At 47.8% G+C, this 16331-nt stretch carries 15 protein-coding genes and 1 pseudogene; 7 read left to right on the forward strand and 9 right to left on the reverse strand.

All coding sequences use genetic code 11. The annotated features are described in order from the left end of the window. Nucleotides 1-16: 16 nt before the first annotated feature. Genes phnL through phnN form a run of 3 tightly spaced genes read left to right on the forward strand, consistent with a single transcriptional unit; the run spans nucleotide 17 to nucleotide 2393 of the window. Entirely contained in the window at nucleotides 17-721 is a 705-nt protein-coding gene (gene phnL / locus ACFL9S_RS11345; protein WP_405262001.1) for a phosphonate C-P lyase system protein PhnL, read from the forward strand. Continuing rightward, the gene (gene phnM / locus ACFL9S_RS11350; protein ID WP_405262002.1) at nucleotides 718-1854 is read left to right on the forward strand and encodes an alpha-D-ribose 1-methylphosphonate 5-triphosphate diphosphatase; all 1137 of its coding nucleotides are present in this window, start codon (nucleotides 718-720) and stop codon (nucleotides 1852-1854) included. The genes phnL and phnM overlap by 4 nt, the downstream gene beginning before the upstream one ends. Further along, on the forward strand, nucleotides 1854-2393 hold the full coding sequence (phnN, locus tag ACFL9S_RS11355; protein ID WP_405262003.1) for a ribose 1,5-bisphosphokinase: 540 nt from the start codon (nucleotides 1854-1856) through the stop codon (nucleotides 2391-2393). Before phnM ends, phnN begins: the two co-directional genes overlap by 1 nt. Nucleotides 2394-2491: 98 nt before the next feature. On the opposite strand, the gene ACFL9S_RS11360 is transcribed toward phnN, so the two are convergent. The 9 genes from ACFL9S_RS11360 to ACFL9S_RS11400 all read right to left on the reverse strand — a co-directional run bounded on the left by ACFL9S_RS11360 (nucleotide 2492) and on the right by ACFL9S_RS11400 (nucleotide 12212). Continuing rightward, nucleotides 2492-3793 carry a cation:proton antiporter gene (locus tag ACFL9S_RS11360; RefSeq protein ID WP_405262004.1) on the reverse strand — a complete coding sequence of 434 codons (1302 nt, stop codon included), beginning with the start codon at nucleotides 3791-3793 and terminating at the stop codon, nucleotides 2492-2494. 18 nt (nucleotides 3794-3811) lie between these two features. Then, entirely contained in the window at nucleotides 3812-5251 is a 1440-nt protein-coding gene (locus ACFL9S_RS11365; protein WP_405262005.1) for an amidase, read from the reverse strand. 27 nt (nucleotides 5252-5278) lie between these two features. Beyond that, a complete protein-coding gene (locus ACFL9S_RS11370; protein WP_405262006.1) occupies nucleotides 5279-6979 on the reverse strand; it encodes a tryptophan 7-halogenase in 1701 nt (566 codons plus the stop codon). A gap of 50 nt (nucleotides 6980-7029) precedes the next feature. Next, nucleotides 7030-7665, reverse strand: coding sequence for a peroxiredoxin-like family protein (locus ACFL9S_RS11375; RefSeq protein WP_405262007.1), 636 nt, complete (start codon nucleotides 7663-7665; stop codon nucleotides 7030-7032). Nucleotides 7666-7677: 12 nt separating this feature from the next. After that, nucleotides 7678-8445, reverse strand: a complete 768-nt coding sequence (locus ACFL9S_RS11380; protein ID WP_405262008.1) for a DNA alkylation repair protein — start codon at nucleotides 8443-8445, stop codon at nucleotides 7678-7680. Beyond that, nucleotides 8445-9989 (reverse strand): FAD-binding oxidoreductase, encoded by a 1545-nt coding sequence (locus ACFL9S_RS11385; protein WP_405262009.1) that lies wholly within the window; start codon nucleotides 9987-9989, stop codon nucleotides 8445-8447. The genes ACFL9S_RS11380 and ACFL9S_RS11385 overlap by 1 nt, the downstream gene beginning before the upstream one ends. Beyond that, complete coding sequence (locus ACFL9S_RS11390; RefSeq protein ID WP_405262010.1) at nucleotides 9986-10762, reverse strand: class I SAM-dependent methyltransferase; 777 nt, start codon at nucleotides 10760-10762, stop codon at nucleotides 9986-9988. Before ACFL9S_RS11390 ends, ACFL9S_RS11385 begins: the two co-directional genes overlap by 4 nt. Nucleotides 10763-10854: 92 nt before the next feature. After that, nucleotides 10855-11700, reverse strand: a complete 846-nt coding sequence (locus ACFL9S_RS11395; protein WP_405262011.1) for a GNAT family N-acetyltransferase — start codon at nucleotides 11698-11700, stop codon at nucleotides 10855-10857. 26 nt (nucleotides 11701-11726) lie between these two features. Next, a complete protein-coding gene (locus tag ACFL9S_RS11400) occupies nucleotides 11727-12212 on the reverse strand; it encodes a MarR family winged helix-turn-helix transcriptional regulator (protein WP_405262012.1) in 486 nt (161 codons plus the stop codon). A 409-nt stretch (nucleotides 12213-12621) separates the two neighbouring features. Between ACFL9S_RS11400 and phnC the strand changes: the two genes are divergently transcribed. From phnC to phnE (ACFL9S_RS11420), 4 genes and pseudogenes are all read left to right on the forward strand, one after another. Beyond that, on the forward strand, nucleotides 12622-13470 hold the full coding sequence (gene phnC, locus ACFL9S_RS11405; RefSeq protein ID WP_405262013.1) for a phosphonate ABC transporter ATP-binding protein: 849 nt from the start codon (nucleotides 12622-12624) through the stop codon (nucleotides 13468-13470). Between the two features lie 57 nt (nucleotides 13471-13527). Further along, a complete protein-coding gene (gene phnD, locus ACFL9S_RS11410) occupies nucleotides 13528-14451 on the forward strand; it encodes a phosphonate ABC transporter substrate-binding protein (protein WP_133842968.1) in 924 nt (307 codons plus the stop codon). Nucleotides 14452-14514: 63 nt separating this feature from the next. Beyond that, nucleotides 14515-15384: pseudogene (gene phnE / locus ACFL9S_RS11415) on the forward strand (phosphonate ABC transporter, permease protein PhnE). Further along, a complete protein-coding gene (phnE, locus tag ACFL9S_RS11420; protein WP_405262014.1) occupies nucleotides 15381-16265 on the forward strand; it encodes a phosphonate ABC transporter, permease protein PhnE in 885 nt (294 codons plus the stop codon). Before phnE (ACFL9S_RS11415) ends, phnE (ACFL9S_RS11420) begins: the two are co-directional and overlap by 4 nt. The last annotated feature ends 66 nt before the right edge of the window (nucleotides 16266-16331 follow it).

Below are 16331 nucleotides of genomic sequence, written 5' to 3' on the forward strand. Positions count from 1 at the left end.
CCCTACGGGAATAAAAATGAACCTGAAACTGCGTGTCGACAATCTGTCAAAAACCTTTGTGATGCATAACCAGCAGGGGGCAGAACTGGCGGTGTTGCGTAACGCCTCCTTGCAGGTGGCCGCCGGGGAGTGCGTGGTGCTGCACGGTCATTCGGGCAGCGGGAAATCCACGTTGCTGCGTTCGCTGTATGCCAACTATCTGCCGGACAGCGGGCATATCTGGGTGGATCATCAGCAGCAGTGGGTTGACCTCGTCAGCGCCCCGGCGCGCCAGATCCTCAGCATTCGCCGCGACACCATTGGCTGGGTCAGCCAGTTTCTGCGCGTCATCCCGCGTATTTCCACGCTTGAGGTGGTGATGCAGCCGCTGCTGGAACGCGGTGTACCACGCACCGAAAGCGAAGAGCGCGCCAAAGCGCTGCTGGGTCGCCTTAACGTACCGTCGCGGCTGTGGGCGCTGGCACCGTCGACGTTTTCCGGCGGTGAGCAGCAGCGCGTCAATATTGCGCGCGGCTTTATTGCCGACTCGCCGATCCTGCTACTGGATGAGCCAACCGCCTCTCTCGATACGGCCAACAGTGCTGCCGTGGTGGCGCTGATTGAAGAAGCGCGCCAGCGCGGTGCGGCCATTGTGGGCATTTTTCATGATAACGCGGTGCGCGATCGCATCGCAGACCGTCTGCATGTGATGCAACCTGTTGCTCTGGAGCACGCTGAATGATCATCAATAACGTCAAACTGATCCTCGAAAATGAAGTGGTCGAGGGATCGCTGGCCTGTGAAAATGGCGTGATCCGCGCCTTCTCGGACACGCAAAGCCAGCTACCGGCGGCGATTGACGGCGAGGGTGGCTGGCTGATGCCCGGCATGGTCGAGCTGCATACCGATAATCTGGACAAGTTCTTTACCCCGCGCCCGAAGGTGGACTGGCCTGCGCACTCCGCCATGAGCAGCCATGATGCGCTGATTGTCGCCAGCGGCATTACCACGGTGCTGGATGCGATTGGCGTGGGCGATGTGCGCGATGGCGGCCACCGCATGGAGAATCTGAACAAGATGATCGATGCCATTCGCCATGCGCAGAAGCACGGCCTGAACCGTGCCGAGCATCGTCTGCATCTGCGCTGCGAGCTGCCCCATAACTCGACGCTGCCGCTGTTTGAACAGCTGATGTGTAACCCGGCGCTGTCGCTGGTATCCCTGATGGATCACTCACCGGGTCAGCGCCAGTATGTCTCGATGGCGGCGTGGCGCACCTATTTTGGCGGCAAATATCAGCTTAGCGACCAGCAGCTTGATGAGTACGAGGCCGATCAGCTGCGCCTGGCGGCCCGCTGGTCAACGCCGAACCGTGAAGCGATCTCCGCCTGGTGCCGTCAGTATCATATTCCGCTGGCCAGCCACGATGACGCCACCTATGAACATGTGGTGGAATCGAAAGGGGTCGGCAGCGTTATCGCTGAGTTCCCGACCACCGAAGAGGCCGCATGCGCTTCACGGGAAATGGGCTTACAGATACTGATGGGCGCGCCGAATATTGTGCGCGGCGGTTCGCACTCCGGTAACGTGGCGGCCAGCGAGCTGGCACAGCGGGGCCTGCTGGATATTCTCTCGTCGGATTACTATCCCGCCAGCCTGCTGGATGCGGCATTCCGCCTTGCCGCCGATGAGCGTAACAGCATGACGCTGCCTGCGGCCATCGCGTTAGTGACGCGCAACCCGGCCCGTTCGATTGGTCTGGACGATCGCGGTGTGATTGATGAAGGCAAACGCGCCGATCTGGTGCTGGTGCGGGCGCACCGCGAGCAGGTCTATGTTTCGTCGGTCTGGGCGCAGGGCAGGAAGGTGTTCTGATGGGGCGGCTGATCTGGCTGATGGGCCCTTCCGGCTCAGGCAAAGACAGCCTGCTACTGGCGCTGCGCGAATGCGCACCGGAGCGGGTGATTGTGGCGCATCGCTATATCACCCGCAGCGCCAGCGCCGGGGGCGAAAACCATGTTGCCCTCAGCGAGCATGAATTCCGCAGGCGGCGTGAATACGGTCTGTTTGCCCTCAACTGGCAGGCGCACCAGTTTTACTACGGGCTGGGCATTGAGATCGATCAGTGGCTGGCTAACGGGCTGGACGTCGTGGTGAACGGTTCACGGCTGCATCTGGCGGCGGCGCGTCAGCGTTACGGTGAGCAACTGTTGCCGGTGTGTTTGCAGGTATCGGCGGAGACCCTCGCCGGGCGCCTGCGCCAGCGCGGCCGCGAGGATGAAGCGGCGATTGCGCAGCGGTTGCAGCGTGCGGCAGAGCCGGTAGCGGAGGGCTGCGTAACGCTGAGTAATGATGGCGAGCTGAGCCGCACGCTGGCAGATTTTTCAGCGCTATTAGCGCAGCGTAGTCGTTAACTGCCACCGCCCTACCGCAGGAATATGCTCACCAGGTATCCGAACGGCATTGAGCGCGATAGGGACCCGCAGAGGGTGAGGGCGGTGGCCTTCCCGAACTATGAGGGAAGTTGCACCACCTGCGATTTATCGTCTTTATTTCGCAACAGTACCTTGAGAATAGGTGTAATCATGAAGGTACTGATAACCGCCATGATAACCAGCATGGTGAATATTTTTTGTGGTAGCAGGCCCAGGTCGTAGCCCACATTGAGAACAATCAACTCCATTAAGGCTCGCGTATTCATGGAAAAGCCAATAATCAGCGAGTTTCTATGTGTTTCACCCACAAATCGGCTGGCGAGATAAGTACCACCAAATTTACCAACGAATGAAAGTAACAATATTATTAAACATAACAAAATATCCGACGGTGACGAAAGTAAACCAACATTGGTTTTTAATCCGGTATAAGCAAAAAATAGTGGCAGGAAAAACACATTCACAAAACGCCCGATGGTGGTGTTCCATGCATGAACAAAACCTCTGTTTTTATGTAAGCTTAAGCCAAAAATAAAGCCGCCGAGAATCGCATATACGCCTAACAGGCTGGTTATAATTGCGCTGCAAAGAAGACCTGATATGACATAAAAAATGGTGGTTGAATTAATTCTGCCACTCAGCTTTAGTTGCAAGTTAATATAAGGGGATATCAGGCGACTGCCGATAAAAAAGACGGCAAGGCTAAATAACAGCAGCAATGAAATGTTTTGAATGACGATAAAACCATTAAAGCTTGACGTCACTAATGCGGTGATGGTGCCCAATAATAACCAGCCGATAACATCGTCAATCGCCGCAGCACTAATAATAAGGGTGGCTATTCTGGTGCCCGAATAGTTAAGCTCCATAAAAATTCTACCCAAAATTGGAATCGCAGTGATCGACATAGCAACGGCAAAAAACAGTTTAAACCCTAACAGGTCAGGTTTGGGGTCTGGTAATAGCGACCAAAAATAGTTGGCAGTGAAAAATCCTATGATAAATGGGACGATAATACCAGCGGCACTAATGAGTAAAAATGCCTTCTTCTCACCTTTCAACTGGCGTGAAAAGTCGAACTCCATTCCAATCTGGAACATCAGGAAAATGAGGCCTATTTGAGAAAGCCCGATAAAAGCGATAGAGGTATCACTGGTAAAAATAATGCTAAAAACCCCGGGAAATAATGAAGCTAAAAAACTCGGTCCAAGCAATATACCGGCAAGTATTTCTCCCGCAACGTTAGTTTGCCCTAATAATTTTCTTGCCAGAACACTCACGGCTTTAGAAAATGCCAGAATGGTGATAATTTGAATGAGTATAAAAAAGATAACATGCTCCGCATGAGACCCTAATGAGGTTAAGTTTTCTGAGTTCATAATAGTAATCCATTAATATTAAATAAGATGATTTCCAACCTCTAATGTTTTTTCTAAATAGCAGGCTAGCGTTATCGGTATATGATCGCACCCATGAGCTGCTGCCAGTTGAATAGATACAGGAAGGTTGTCTTTTGACATTGAAACGGGAACACTTGTTGCAGGTAGCTCCAGAACATTAAATATCGCACTGTATAAAAAATCAAATGGCGAGAAGAAGCTTCGACTGTGTTTAATGGCCGTAGATGGGTATGTAGCCAATAAAAGTACGCTTTTATGATCAAGATGCTGATTTAACTGCGCACTTATTTTGTTTTTACAATACAAGAAATGGAGGTAATTTTTCCTGTTTGAGATGGCTATTTTTTCCATAAAGAGCAAAAACCATGTGCTGAGCATGATGTTTTTTTTACCGGATGCCCTGTGAAAGGCTTCTGAGAGTAAAGAGTGGTTTAGGTTTACAACAGAATTTAACGTGATGTCCTTAGCGGTTGAAATGATGTCGAACCATAAATCGCAGGCATCTGAAAGGAAAGGGAGCTTTATGGGGATGATTTCAGCCCCTTCCTTCTCTAACACAGAGGCGATGAAATTGATGTGCCTGGTGATATTTTTTTCGACTGGTTTCAGAAACGGGTATAACCGGCCTTGTGGAAGGTATATTTTGAGTCCCTTTAGCGAGTCAATATACTGATGTTCGTTAAAATTTCTGGTGATGTTTTTATCTATATTATCAGGCCCGCTTATTACTTTTAATAATGGCAACAAGTCCTCTGCTTTTCTGCATATCGGTCCCATGGCAAAAAAACGTGAAATGAACTGTGCTGATGGGCGCTGGCCGAAATAACGGTCAAGTGGAAAATGTCCCGTCATGGGTACAAATTTACTGGAGGGTTTATGGCCAAAAACACCGCAATGTGCAGCAGGAATTCTAATGGAGCCACCACCATCAGTTCCGAGTGCAAAAGGAACACCTCCAGCGCTTACTATTGCGGCATCTCCACCGCTGCTGCCACCCGATGTATACTGTATATTATGCGGATTTGATGTTTTGCCATATATAACATTATCGCATTCCGGCCATAAAGCTAATTCAGACAGATTTGTTTGACCAATAAGGATGGCGCCTGCTTTTAACAGGCGCTCAACCGTCGTGGCATGTTTGTCAGCAATGTCGTTTCGCCGGGAGTAAGAACCGTAAGTGTTGGGAAGCCCGTGAACGGCGATACTTTCTTTTACCGTAAAGGGAACGCCGAACAGCGGTTTGTCATGTTTTACAGCGCCTGAACGGTCAAGTTTTTTAGCCTGCTCTAATGCTTCTTCATAACGCTGACCGACGATTGCATTGATATTTCCGTTGACGAGTTGGGCTTGTTCAATATGGCTGGAAACGACTTCGTGTACCGAGATTTTTCGTTCGATAATAAGACGCGATATCTCTATCGCGCTCATTTTCATACACTCTTTTATCATTGCGTTACCTGATTAATCGATTTTTTTAATAAATTTCATAAACTCACCGTCCTGACCAAAAGGCGTCGCATCCGGGCTGCCAGATTTATGATATTTAACCATGTCATGAGAAAAAAGACGGACGGACACCATCCTTAACATATCTGTCAGATTATCCCCCAATGCTGAAAATAAAACGTTCATATGGTGTTTATTTAGTTTCCATTTTATGCGCCTTATTAAGGATGTTCTCAGCATGATTAACTTGAAAAAGTAACGGACCAGTAATTTTTTGCGTAATTTTTCATCAGCCCGATAAAGCTCGAAAGGAATATTCTTAGCGTAAAGATTTGGCGTACTGAACAGATCGATTTCATCAACCTGTTCAGACAAGATGTCTAACAGTTTTGGGAAAGGATAGGCAGCCTGGTGCATTTCAACAGGTTGCCTTTTAAATAGTTCGGAAAAAACGTTAATATGACGACCGTCAAGAAAACCACCATTGATAAAAGCGGGTAGCAGGACGTTAAAATAAGACATATTATTCATCAGCAATGTCCACGACATTTTTACCGGGTCATGCATAAATTCGTACCATTTCCCCCAGGAGTCATGCAGTGACAGGATAGATTGAATATGTTGTTCGTGGCATTTTATGTATGAATCTGTCAGGCTATGAGTTCGATCCTTGCTGATTATTGCAGCAACCTGACAAATCATATGAGATACATAAGAAAGCCCCAGGCTGTTGATCGGATCGAACAGGAATGCCGCATCGCCGATAATAAACCAGCCGTCTTTTGAATAGTATTTTTTGGATTCATACATATAGTCTCGATAACCGGTAATATCGGGTAGATTTCCCGGTAATCTATGTATTTCCCCACTTTCTACTAACTCTACGATAGTGGGATGGTCTTGACCAACCGCAGAAATAAAGTCGTCATAATTTTTGACAATCTCGCTTCCCAGTTCTGGCCGATAGGTATAACCGATACTCATCATGGTTTCACCGTCGGGGCTGCGCATCGGTATCATCCAGATCCAATAGCCTTTACCGTAAAAATGATGAGTCACATAGTAGGGGTCATAACAGTGATGCTCTTTTTTAATCACATTTATTTTATCAAAAATATCTCTGTCAAATTTCTTTAAACGGAACCAGAAGCTGCTTCTTTGGTACGGAGGTGATTTTTCTAAACCGAGTTTCTTAACCAGAAAACGTCGTGTTCCAGAACAGTCTATAAACCAATCTGCCTCTGGTGAGGTCATCTCACCATTGGTCATCTTTACGCTAAGAATATGTCGGTGTTGCTCTGGCGTCTTTAATAATACGTCATTAACAACGCCTTCTATGACTTTTATATTTCTTCTTGAATTTGTTTCACGTAAATCCTTATCGAAGGTGAATCGATTTAAATTATAGGCGGGCATACGAATAACACCTGGTGCTTCATGCACGACGTAGCGGGTATCATCCGGGTCATTGTTTACCTTAAAATAATAGGTTAATCCATACTTGTGATAATGCTTATCTTCGAGAATCTTTCCCAATCCAAGCCCTTCGAAGAAGTGAGTAGACAATTCAACCGTAGATTCGCCAACAATTGCCCGGCGTTGATCGCTTTTGCCAATGATGGTTATTTCCAGTTCAGGCAGTTTTTGGGAAAGGTATAAAGCAGCCAGATTCCCGACGATTCCATTGCCAATGATAACGAGTTTGTTCTTGTCCATATGAATCCCTTCAGTAATAAGCAGAGCAGTATGAATTAACCTTGCGTTAATTACAGTTTGGCAGTTATGTCACAAATATCCGTTCGTTCCATATAGTTGGTGTTTACGGAGGCGAATGTGATTTTTTTATCTTTCCCTATAATGAATGTGGCTGGGATGGGTAACTGATAGGTAGTATCACCATTAAACATTTCAAGATCTGCACCGAGTTTTTTGTAAGTATCACGCATGCTTTCTTGTAGTGTGAACACTAAACCATACTGTTTTGCGATTTTATTTCCTTGATCAGACAGAACGTTAAAGTTAAGTCCATTTTCTTTCGTTGCCGCAGAGTTAAATTCAACGCGCTGTGGGGAAATAGCAATAATTTTAGCACTCTCAACGGTCTTTTTGTTTATGGCATCCTGATAGTGGCTCAGTTCGGCCATACAAAACGGACACCAGTTGCCACGGAAAAAGCTGAGAATGACATTATGGTTCCTGAGCACCTCATAGAGTGAGACTGATTTGCCGTCAGAAGACGGTAATGTAAAATCAGGTGCAATATCGCCAACGTTGAGTGCGCGTGCCTCTAAATCCTGCTCCATCAGCTCCCCAAGTGACTGAGAGAATGCTGTTAAAATGTTCTCTGGCATTTGTTGAGCCATACCATGCTGTATATGCTGTAATTTTTCTTGCAGTTTCATAATCACTTTTCCTTATTTACACTTGTTGATTGAGCGTAATGCCCGTTTGACGATCCGCTGTGTTGATTTCGAATCACTTTCCATTAACCACTTTTCACATACACCAGAAACCCACTGAGGTTGGGATTTACTGGCATCGTTTAACCAGTTGGCAACAGAATCCTGAACATAGATTTCAGGTTCATTTTTCATTAGTTCAAGCAAAGGGAGTGCTATTGCCGGTTGCTCTTTTAATCTGCCGATATGTTTGCACCAGACCCCGCGTGGCCGGAGGCATTCGACGGCGAAACGACGAATAAATGGCTCCGGGTCAACTGCCCAGTGAGAGAGAAGCTCAATTGAATAGGCCAGATCTAATTCCAGCTTTCCCCGAACAGCCAGCCAGGCCCATTCTCTTACACCAAAATGCGCATCTTTTGCGTGCGGCTTGATTCGGGTCAGTAATTCCGGCAAAGAAAGTTCTGGCAACCAGTGAGGGAGGATAAAACATGCCCAGCCTCTGGCCGTATCAGAAACATGCTGGGATAATGCCGTATAGACGCTTTTAAGCGAGTGGGTTTCACTAAACGTCTCAGCCAGTACACTCCCTGTTATCTTCATGCGGGGCAAGATACCGGACGAATGGTTGTCTGCTATAGACTTCAACATAACGTTCAGCAGACTTTCACTGCACAGAGGGCCAATAACTGCCTTGAATAATTTATCCTGATCTAACTTTATACATTCATTTAAGTTTGTTGTCGGAACAAGGCCACTATTTAAGCTTTCTAATCGCTCCATTATTCATACCTGCCTGGGGACATAATATTGTTGGGATCGATGGTGTTCTTAATCTTCCTGGCGAAACGGGCATGAACAGTGTCTCTGGAAAAATGAGCGTCCATAAAGGCAGAATGTAGCCGATAAGGCACAAAACCTAACTGTTTGCCCGTATGAAGCAACTCACGGTAGCAATCATAGGCGCTTGATTCCTCTGATGTGCCGGGGGTGAAAATCAGAGGTAGCGTGCTATCGAAGGCATTCTTCGACAACGACGTGAGTGTAATCGCCGGTTCAATGTTATGTTTTTTGCAAATGGAATAGATAAAATCGATGTATATTTCAAAATCTAAAGCTTTCATCGGAACAAGCGGTGAATACCATAGCAACCCGCAGTTATCTCTGGCAGGATTCACGTTGCCGCATTTCTCCTGGTGACGGTGATTATAGTAAGCCAGTTGCAGTGAGATATCAGACGGTATTCCTGTGAATAACCCCAAAACATGAGATAGGCTACACATGTTTTTTTTGATTTTTCGAAATTTACCAGGGATGATTGAGGATATTTTTCGTATTAAATCGGCTTTTTGTGGCGAGATAAAGAATGTCTTTTCACTAAAAGCGGAAAGCTCTTTTTTAATTAAATTCCGCGTGGCTCTGGCATGATGTTTCGTTCCGTAAATGGTGCCGATGATCAGCCAGTCTGATTCACGATGACGTCTCTTCTTACTGGTTGAATCCTGGCTGCCAGTCTCACTCATAATGGCGACACGCTCAGAATTCATGACGTTTATCCCACCGATATTTCCTCTTGCTTTGGCTAATAAAACACGAATGGATGTTATCGCCTGAGGCAGTCGTTCATATTTAACCCTGGCGATGAGCATCTGTATCGATTCAGGTCTATTTTCAACGACAAGTGTGACCGATGTGACTATCCCAATATTTCCCTGGCTAAACATACCATCCAGATAGGGACCCACTCCCCATTTCAATAAGGGAGAAACATTGCATGCTATTAAAGGAGAACGATAGATCTCACCATCAGGCATGACAGCTTCCAACCCTGTCACTGCTGCAAAATGGTCGGCTACAGGAGTGATGCCGTATCCTCGCTCAAGCGCATTACCAACAATACTGCAGTTTGGGCCGGCACCGGTTGTTGGCACCATATAATCAAGGTTGCGCGAGCGAAAATAGTCATATAAATCAGCCTGTGTGACGCCAGGTTCAACGGTTAATAAGCTGAGTTCTTCATCAAGATCTATTCCCTTTAGCTGATCTAAAAGCACCAGCGCGCAATCTGGTTTTGGCGGCTGACTGGTGCCATATCCCCAGTTGTTTCCTGTGCTGACGGGATAAAGCGGTAAGTTGATGCTGTTTGCCAGAATGACGAGTTGCTGCACCTGATCCTTATTTTCCGGGCGCAGCACCAGAATTATTTTTTGTACAGTAGATGAGGTATCAACAGTAAACGGCGCAGTTTCATGCCTGTCAGTCAGTATGCAATGTTCTGGCAGGACAGTCCTGAGCGCCATCCTGGTTTGCTCAATGAATTCTGTCATAATAGACTCCGCATTCCGCTCATGCGCAGAAACAGTTTAAGCATATTAAAATCGTTTCTTTGTTGAGCATTAAGTGCTTCAATCATTGTCCGAAGTCGCCATTTTTGTTCATCCGTAAGCTCATGTGATCGACTTTTGATCACGACAATAATGGGGACAATGCGTGTAGAGAAGACCTGCGCCTTTTTACCCAGATACTGTTGCGTCAGGGTTCTGAAATCATTCAGGGAGAATGCCGCTTTTAAGGAATTACGGTAATCTTCTCTCACGAAATCATTTGTGACCGTACTCAGAAAGAAATCGATTGTTTCTGTTCTTTTGGTTTTTCCAAAATCGTAGAGATAAACACGTTTTTCGGGTGTTAATATTCGTTCTATCTCTTTAAATAATGTTCTGAGTGAGTCAATGTCTGGCAAATGATGGATGGCCATTGACGAGATAGCTATATCTATACTTCCACTTGCAACAGATTTGATGTCGGTTATATCATTTTTTATTAGTGTGATGTTACTGATTCTTTTTTCTTTTATATTTTTTCTCGCTATATCGAGCATCTCGTCAGATAAGTCCACACCAATAAACTGACTTTCAGGGTTAAGCTGCGCGAGAATGCAAAGCAGATTGCACGGGCCGCAACCAAGATCCATTACTGTATCACCCGCCTTAATCAGGCCACACATTTGTATTATTTGGTAATAATAGACACCAGGCAATACGCCTTCTTTCCCTTCAAAATCATAGGCAGCAGCACCGAGGCGATCTTCCATCAACATCTCTGGTTCTGGTTCCCGTATAAAATTTGGGCTCAGGAGTAATTCCCTCGCGATGCAAGGTAGTAGACGAAGTAACATAACAAATCCTTTTGTTAATTGAGTGCTGGATATAACCAGCTAATAATTACTCTTTGTTTTTCAGGAAGGTTTTTAATTTTTATACTGCATTCGTCAAAGTATTTTTTTATATGGTGTTCTTGCCACATTGGAATGTATTTCAGGTCTCCTTTGTGATTGTTTTTATAATGTTGACGTTCGATTTCATCGTTTCGATCAAGCAGGTATTCAATGCATTCATCGCTGCGATGTTGACGGAAAATGTTATTCTTATTGATTGCAGCGATCGCATCGTGAGTGTTTATTCTCAAGGGCATCGATTTTGCATTATTGAGTGTCGAGTATTCCTGAATCGCACCGATCTGCTCAAATTTAAACAGAACTTTATAGATCTCTGCCACTCTTGGGTGAACCGCAATCAGGATTGATTCGATATTTCTATGCTTGCAAACGTAAATAAAAATAGCCTTGTAGAGTATCAGGTTTATTCCGTGATGCTGAAATTCTGGAGTAATGGCGAATGAGCCTATTTCTGCAAATTTAGTGCATTGCTTGCGCAGTGCTGCCGTTTCAGCTGCATGAATATTATCCATTGGTACGCCAATCGGAGAGTCTTCAATTAGCGATATTGTACCAATGATACAGTCACTTCTGGTCGCAATGATAAGTCTGTTATTCGGTAAAACAAGATGAGGTGAGAAGTAGGGCTGCCTCTTATCGCTGGTAATGAGTCCCTTTTTTGCATATGCGCAATGTATTAACTGCATTGCTTCAATAAACTCTTCAGATGTGGTGGCAAATTTTATTTTTATCTTTTCATCTGGGTTGACTATTTTATTCAATGGTATGGATAGTTGTTGGTGCTTTCTGTCCTTGTACATGTAATCATCCTTAATTTCCAAAAAAATTAGTCGTCAGAGGTATTCATAAACATTTTATCCAGGATGCTGACTAACGTTTTCATCTCTGACTCTGTTAAGTTTTTCGTTATGTTAACAATCCAGTGGCTATGCTCCTCGAATATTTTATTGATTAAGTCACTGCCTTCTCCAGTTAACGATATTTCAATTTTCCGGCCATCGGTAGGCACATTGTTTCTTTTTATCAGGCACTCTCTTTCCAGCGAGGCGATTAACGATGTGATAGTGGGTTTTGTCACGCCACTGAAATTGGCTATTTCTAATGGTGATAACACCTCATACTCGGACAGCAAGGCGAGCACCATAAAACGACCTTCAGATAGCTGGTGAAGCCCTAAACGCTGAGCACATTCCTTGTCAATTCTGTTCCCGGCGGAAAGAAGTTTAAAACAGGCATTCACGGCGTCGATATCTATCACTCCTCGCTTTTTTATTATATTGGTTAGCGAGCTATATTTTTTTTCCAACTTCACGTTAAAGATCTCTTTGGGTGATTCAAACTAGTTAGGCGGCTAACAAGAAGGGTAGCTGAAAGTTTCATTATATGTCAAGAAATGCTTTATAAGTATTTACATGAATACTTGCAGGCAGGGACGTGAACAATTTTACTGGTGAACTTACCAATAATAACGCTATACGATACGTTTAGAACCAGAATAGGAAGCCGAGTATAAAACCATAATGGCGTGACAATCTGGCAGAAAACCCATTACGTTAATGCAGGGATCACGCAAATATTTTTATCTTAAAAACACTGAGCGTGAGTACCCACCGGGTCACTGCCTGTCACGCTTCCATCACCCCTTTGTCATTAAACTTTCATCGCACATGTGGTTAATAGGGCGCACAGCGGATAACGCGCAACCTGATAATGGACAACACATGGCACAGGCACTGTTAAAAATTGCCCCCCAGCAGCAGGCGATCCCCCACGTGGAGCGTCGTGCAAAAGTGCTGGCAGTTAATGGACTCGGAAAATCTTACGGCACACAGACGCGCGTATTGCAGGACATCAACTTTGACCTGCACGCAGGAGAACTGGTGGCCGTGATTGGCCGCAGCGGCGCAGGAAAATCAACGCTGCTGCACGTGCTGAACGGCACCATCCCGGCCAGCGAAGGGGCCATCCTTCACTTTAATGACAATGGCAAACAACAGAACATTGTTGAGCTGAACACCCGGCAGATGCGCCAGTGGCGCAGCGAATGCGGCATGATCTTCCAGGATTTCTGCCTGGTGCCGCGGCTGGATGTGCTGACCAATGTCCTGCTGGGCCGCCTGAGCCAGACCTCGACGCTGAAATCCTTCTTTAAAATCTTCCCTGATGCCGACCGCGCCCGCGCCATTGGCCTGCTGGAGTGGCTGAACATGCTGCCTCAGGCCTTGCAGCGTGCGGAAAATCTCTCCGGTGGACAGATGCAGCGCGTAGCGATCTGCCGTGCGCTGATGCAGAACCCGAAAATCCTGCTGGCCGATGAGCCAGTTGCCTCGCTCGACCCGAAAAACACCCGCCGCATTATGGATGTGCTGCGTCAGGTGAGTGAAAACGGCATCAGCGTGATGGTAAACCTGCACTCGGTGGAGCTGGTGAAAGAATACTGTACGCGTGCCATTGGCGTCGCTAAGGGCCGCATTGTGTTTGACGGCCATCCGTCAGAACTGACCGATGATCTTTTGCATGTGTTGTATGGCGACGAAAACTCTGAACTTAACGATGCTCACCACGCCTGACGGTTTCACCACAGGAATGATGGGCAATAACACTTTTATGGGACACGGAACTCAGCAATGAAAAAAATGATTCTCGCAGCGGTAATTGGCAGTGTGATGGCAGCGAACGTCTCTGCCGCTGACGCACCAAAAGAACTGAATTTAGGTATCCTCGGCGGTCAGAATGCCACGCAGCAGATTGGTGATAACCAGTGCGTGAAAGACTTCTTCGACAAAGAGCTGAATGTTGATACCAAACTGCGTAATTCGTCTGACTATTCTGGCGTGATCCAGGGCCTGATCGGCGGCAAGGTGGATATGGTGCTGAGCATGTCACCGTCGTCGTATGCCTCGGTCTACATCAACGACCCGAAAGCCGTCGATGTGGTTGGAATTGTGGTGGATGATGCCGATAAATCACGCGGTTATCACTCCGTCGTGGTGGTGAAAGCCGACAGCCCGTACAAAACACTGGCTGACCTGAAAGGCAAATCATTCGGTATGGCCGATCCGGATTCCACCTCTGGCTTCCTGATCCCGAACGAAAGCTTCAAGAAAGAGTTTGGCGGTTCGGTGGATGACAAATACAAAGGCCACTTCTCCAGCGTGACCTTCTCCGGTGGCCACGAGCAGGATGTTCTGGGCGTGCTGAACGGCCAGTTCGAAGGCGCAGTGACCTGGGCTTCGATGATCGGTGATTACAACACCGGTTACACCAGCGGTGCATTCACCCGTATGATCCGTGCCGGTAACCCGGACCTGATGAAAAAAATCCGTATCATCTGGCAGTCACCGCTGATCCCGAACGGCCCGGTGCTGGTCAGCAATAAACTGCCTGCTGATTTCAAAGCGAAGCTGGTGACTGCTATCAAAAAGCTGGATACCGAGCATCACAGCTGCTTCGTCAAAGCCGTGGGTGGCGCCCAGCATATCGGCCCGGCGACGGTGGCTGACTATCAGGCGATCATCGATATGAAACGTGCGCTGACCAAAGCCCGTTAATCACCCGCTCGCATCTCCGCTGATAAGGGTCGGCAGCCGTCGACCCTTCACTCAGGTATCCGCATGACACATCCCGATTTTGAACGCTATTACCAGCAGATCCGCGGTAAGCAGAAGCGCGACACGCTGCTGTGGTCCCTGACGTTGCTGGTGCTCTATCTTGCCTCCGGCCAGATGGCTGAATTTAATCTGCATACCATCTGGGTGTCGTTGCCGCACTTTTTCGATTACCTCGCGGAAACCGTGCCAACGCTGAACGCCTCCCGGTTGTTTGCCGACAGTCATACAGAAGGCTCCCTGGCTTACTGGGGCTATCGTCTGCCTATTCAGCTGCCGCTGATTTGGGAAACGCTGCAACTGGCGCTGGCTGCGACTCTGGCATCGGTGATGGTGGCGGGCGTGCTGGCCTTTTTCGCAGCCAGCAACACCCAGACGCCGCGCGGCGTGAGTTTTGCCATCCGTACCTGCGTGGCCTTTCTGCGTACCATGCCGGAACTGGCGTGGGCAGTGATGTTTGTGATGGCATTTGGCATTGGCGTGATCCCGGGCTTTCTGGCGCTGGCGCTGCACACCATTGGCAGCCTGACCAAACTGTTTTATGAAGCGATTGAAAGCGCATCCGATAAACCGGTGCGCGGCCTGGCGTCCTGTGGGGCATCGTCGTTGCAGCGTATGCGTTTTGCGCTCTGGCCGTAGGTCAAGCCGGTGTTTCTCTCGTATGGTTTTATGCGTTTTGAGGTGAATTTCCGTCAGTCGACCATCCTCGGACTGGTGGGGGCGGGGGGCATCGGCCAGGAGCTGATGACCAACATCAAACTGGACCGTTATGACCAGGTCAGCATGACGCTGATACTGATTATCGTGGTGGTCTCGCTGCTGGATATGCTGTCCGGGCGGGTACGTCAGCGCGTTGTGGAAGGGAACCGCTCATGATTGGATTAATCGGCAATGACAAACTGGAAGGCATGAAGCAGCAGCACCAGGCGCTGTTTGCCATTCAGCGCAGCTACCTGAAGCGTATCGGGCTGATTGCGGCGGCTATCCTGCTCTACTACGTGTTTTTCTTCACCCAGTTTGGCATCAGCTGGCAGCAGCTCACCATCGGTTTAGGCCAGCTGGCGCACTATTTTATGCGTATGTTTGTCTGGCATGATGTGGCGAACTGGCCGTTTGCCTACTATTTCAGTCAGATCTTTATCACCCTGGCGATTGTCTTCGCCGGAACCATCACCGCCACGCTGCTGGCGTTACCGCTGTCATTCCTTGCGGCACGTAATGTGATGGCCACGCCGGTGCTGCGTCCGGTGGCGCTGGTTGTGCGTCGTCTGCTGGATATCCTGCGCGGGATTGATATGGCGATCTGGGGGCTGATTTTCGTGCGTGCCGTCGGCATGGGACCGCTGGCCGGGGTGCTGGCGATTATCATGCAGGACGTTGGATTGTTGGGGAAACTGTATGCCGAAGGGCATGAAGCCGTGGAACGTTCACCGGGGCGCGGGTTAAATGCGGTGGGGGCCAACAGCCTGCAAAAACACCGTTACGGTATTTTTACCCAGTCATTCCCGGCTTTTCTGGCGCTGAGTCTGTATCAGATTGAGTCGAATACCCGTTCGGCGGCGGTACTGGGCTTTGTCGGCGCGGGCGGTATCGGGCTGGTCTACGCCGAAAACATGCGCCTGTGGAACTGGGATGTGGTGATGTTTATCACCCTGATTATGGTGGTGATCGTGATGATCATGGACCATCTCTCGGCCAAACTGCGCAAACGCTATATCAGCGGCCAGCCCGTGCCGCTGTTTGCACCGGAAAAATAATTTACCGGGCAACACTAAATCACCCCGCTATAACGGCATAGCGGGGTGATTTAGTGTTGCCCGTTT

It is taken from the genome of Erwinia sp. AnSW2-5 (genome assembly GCF_045107195.1).
Classification (GTDB): Bacteria; Pseudomonadota; Gammaproteobacteria; order Enterobacterales; family Enterobacteriaceae; genus Erwinia.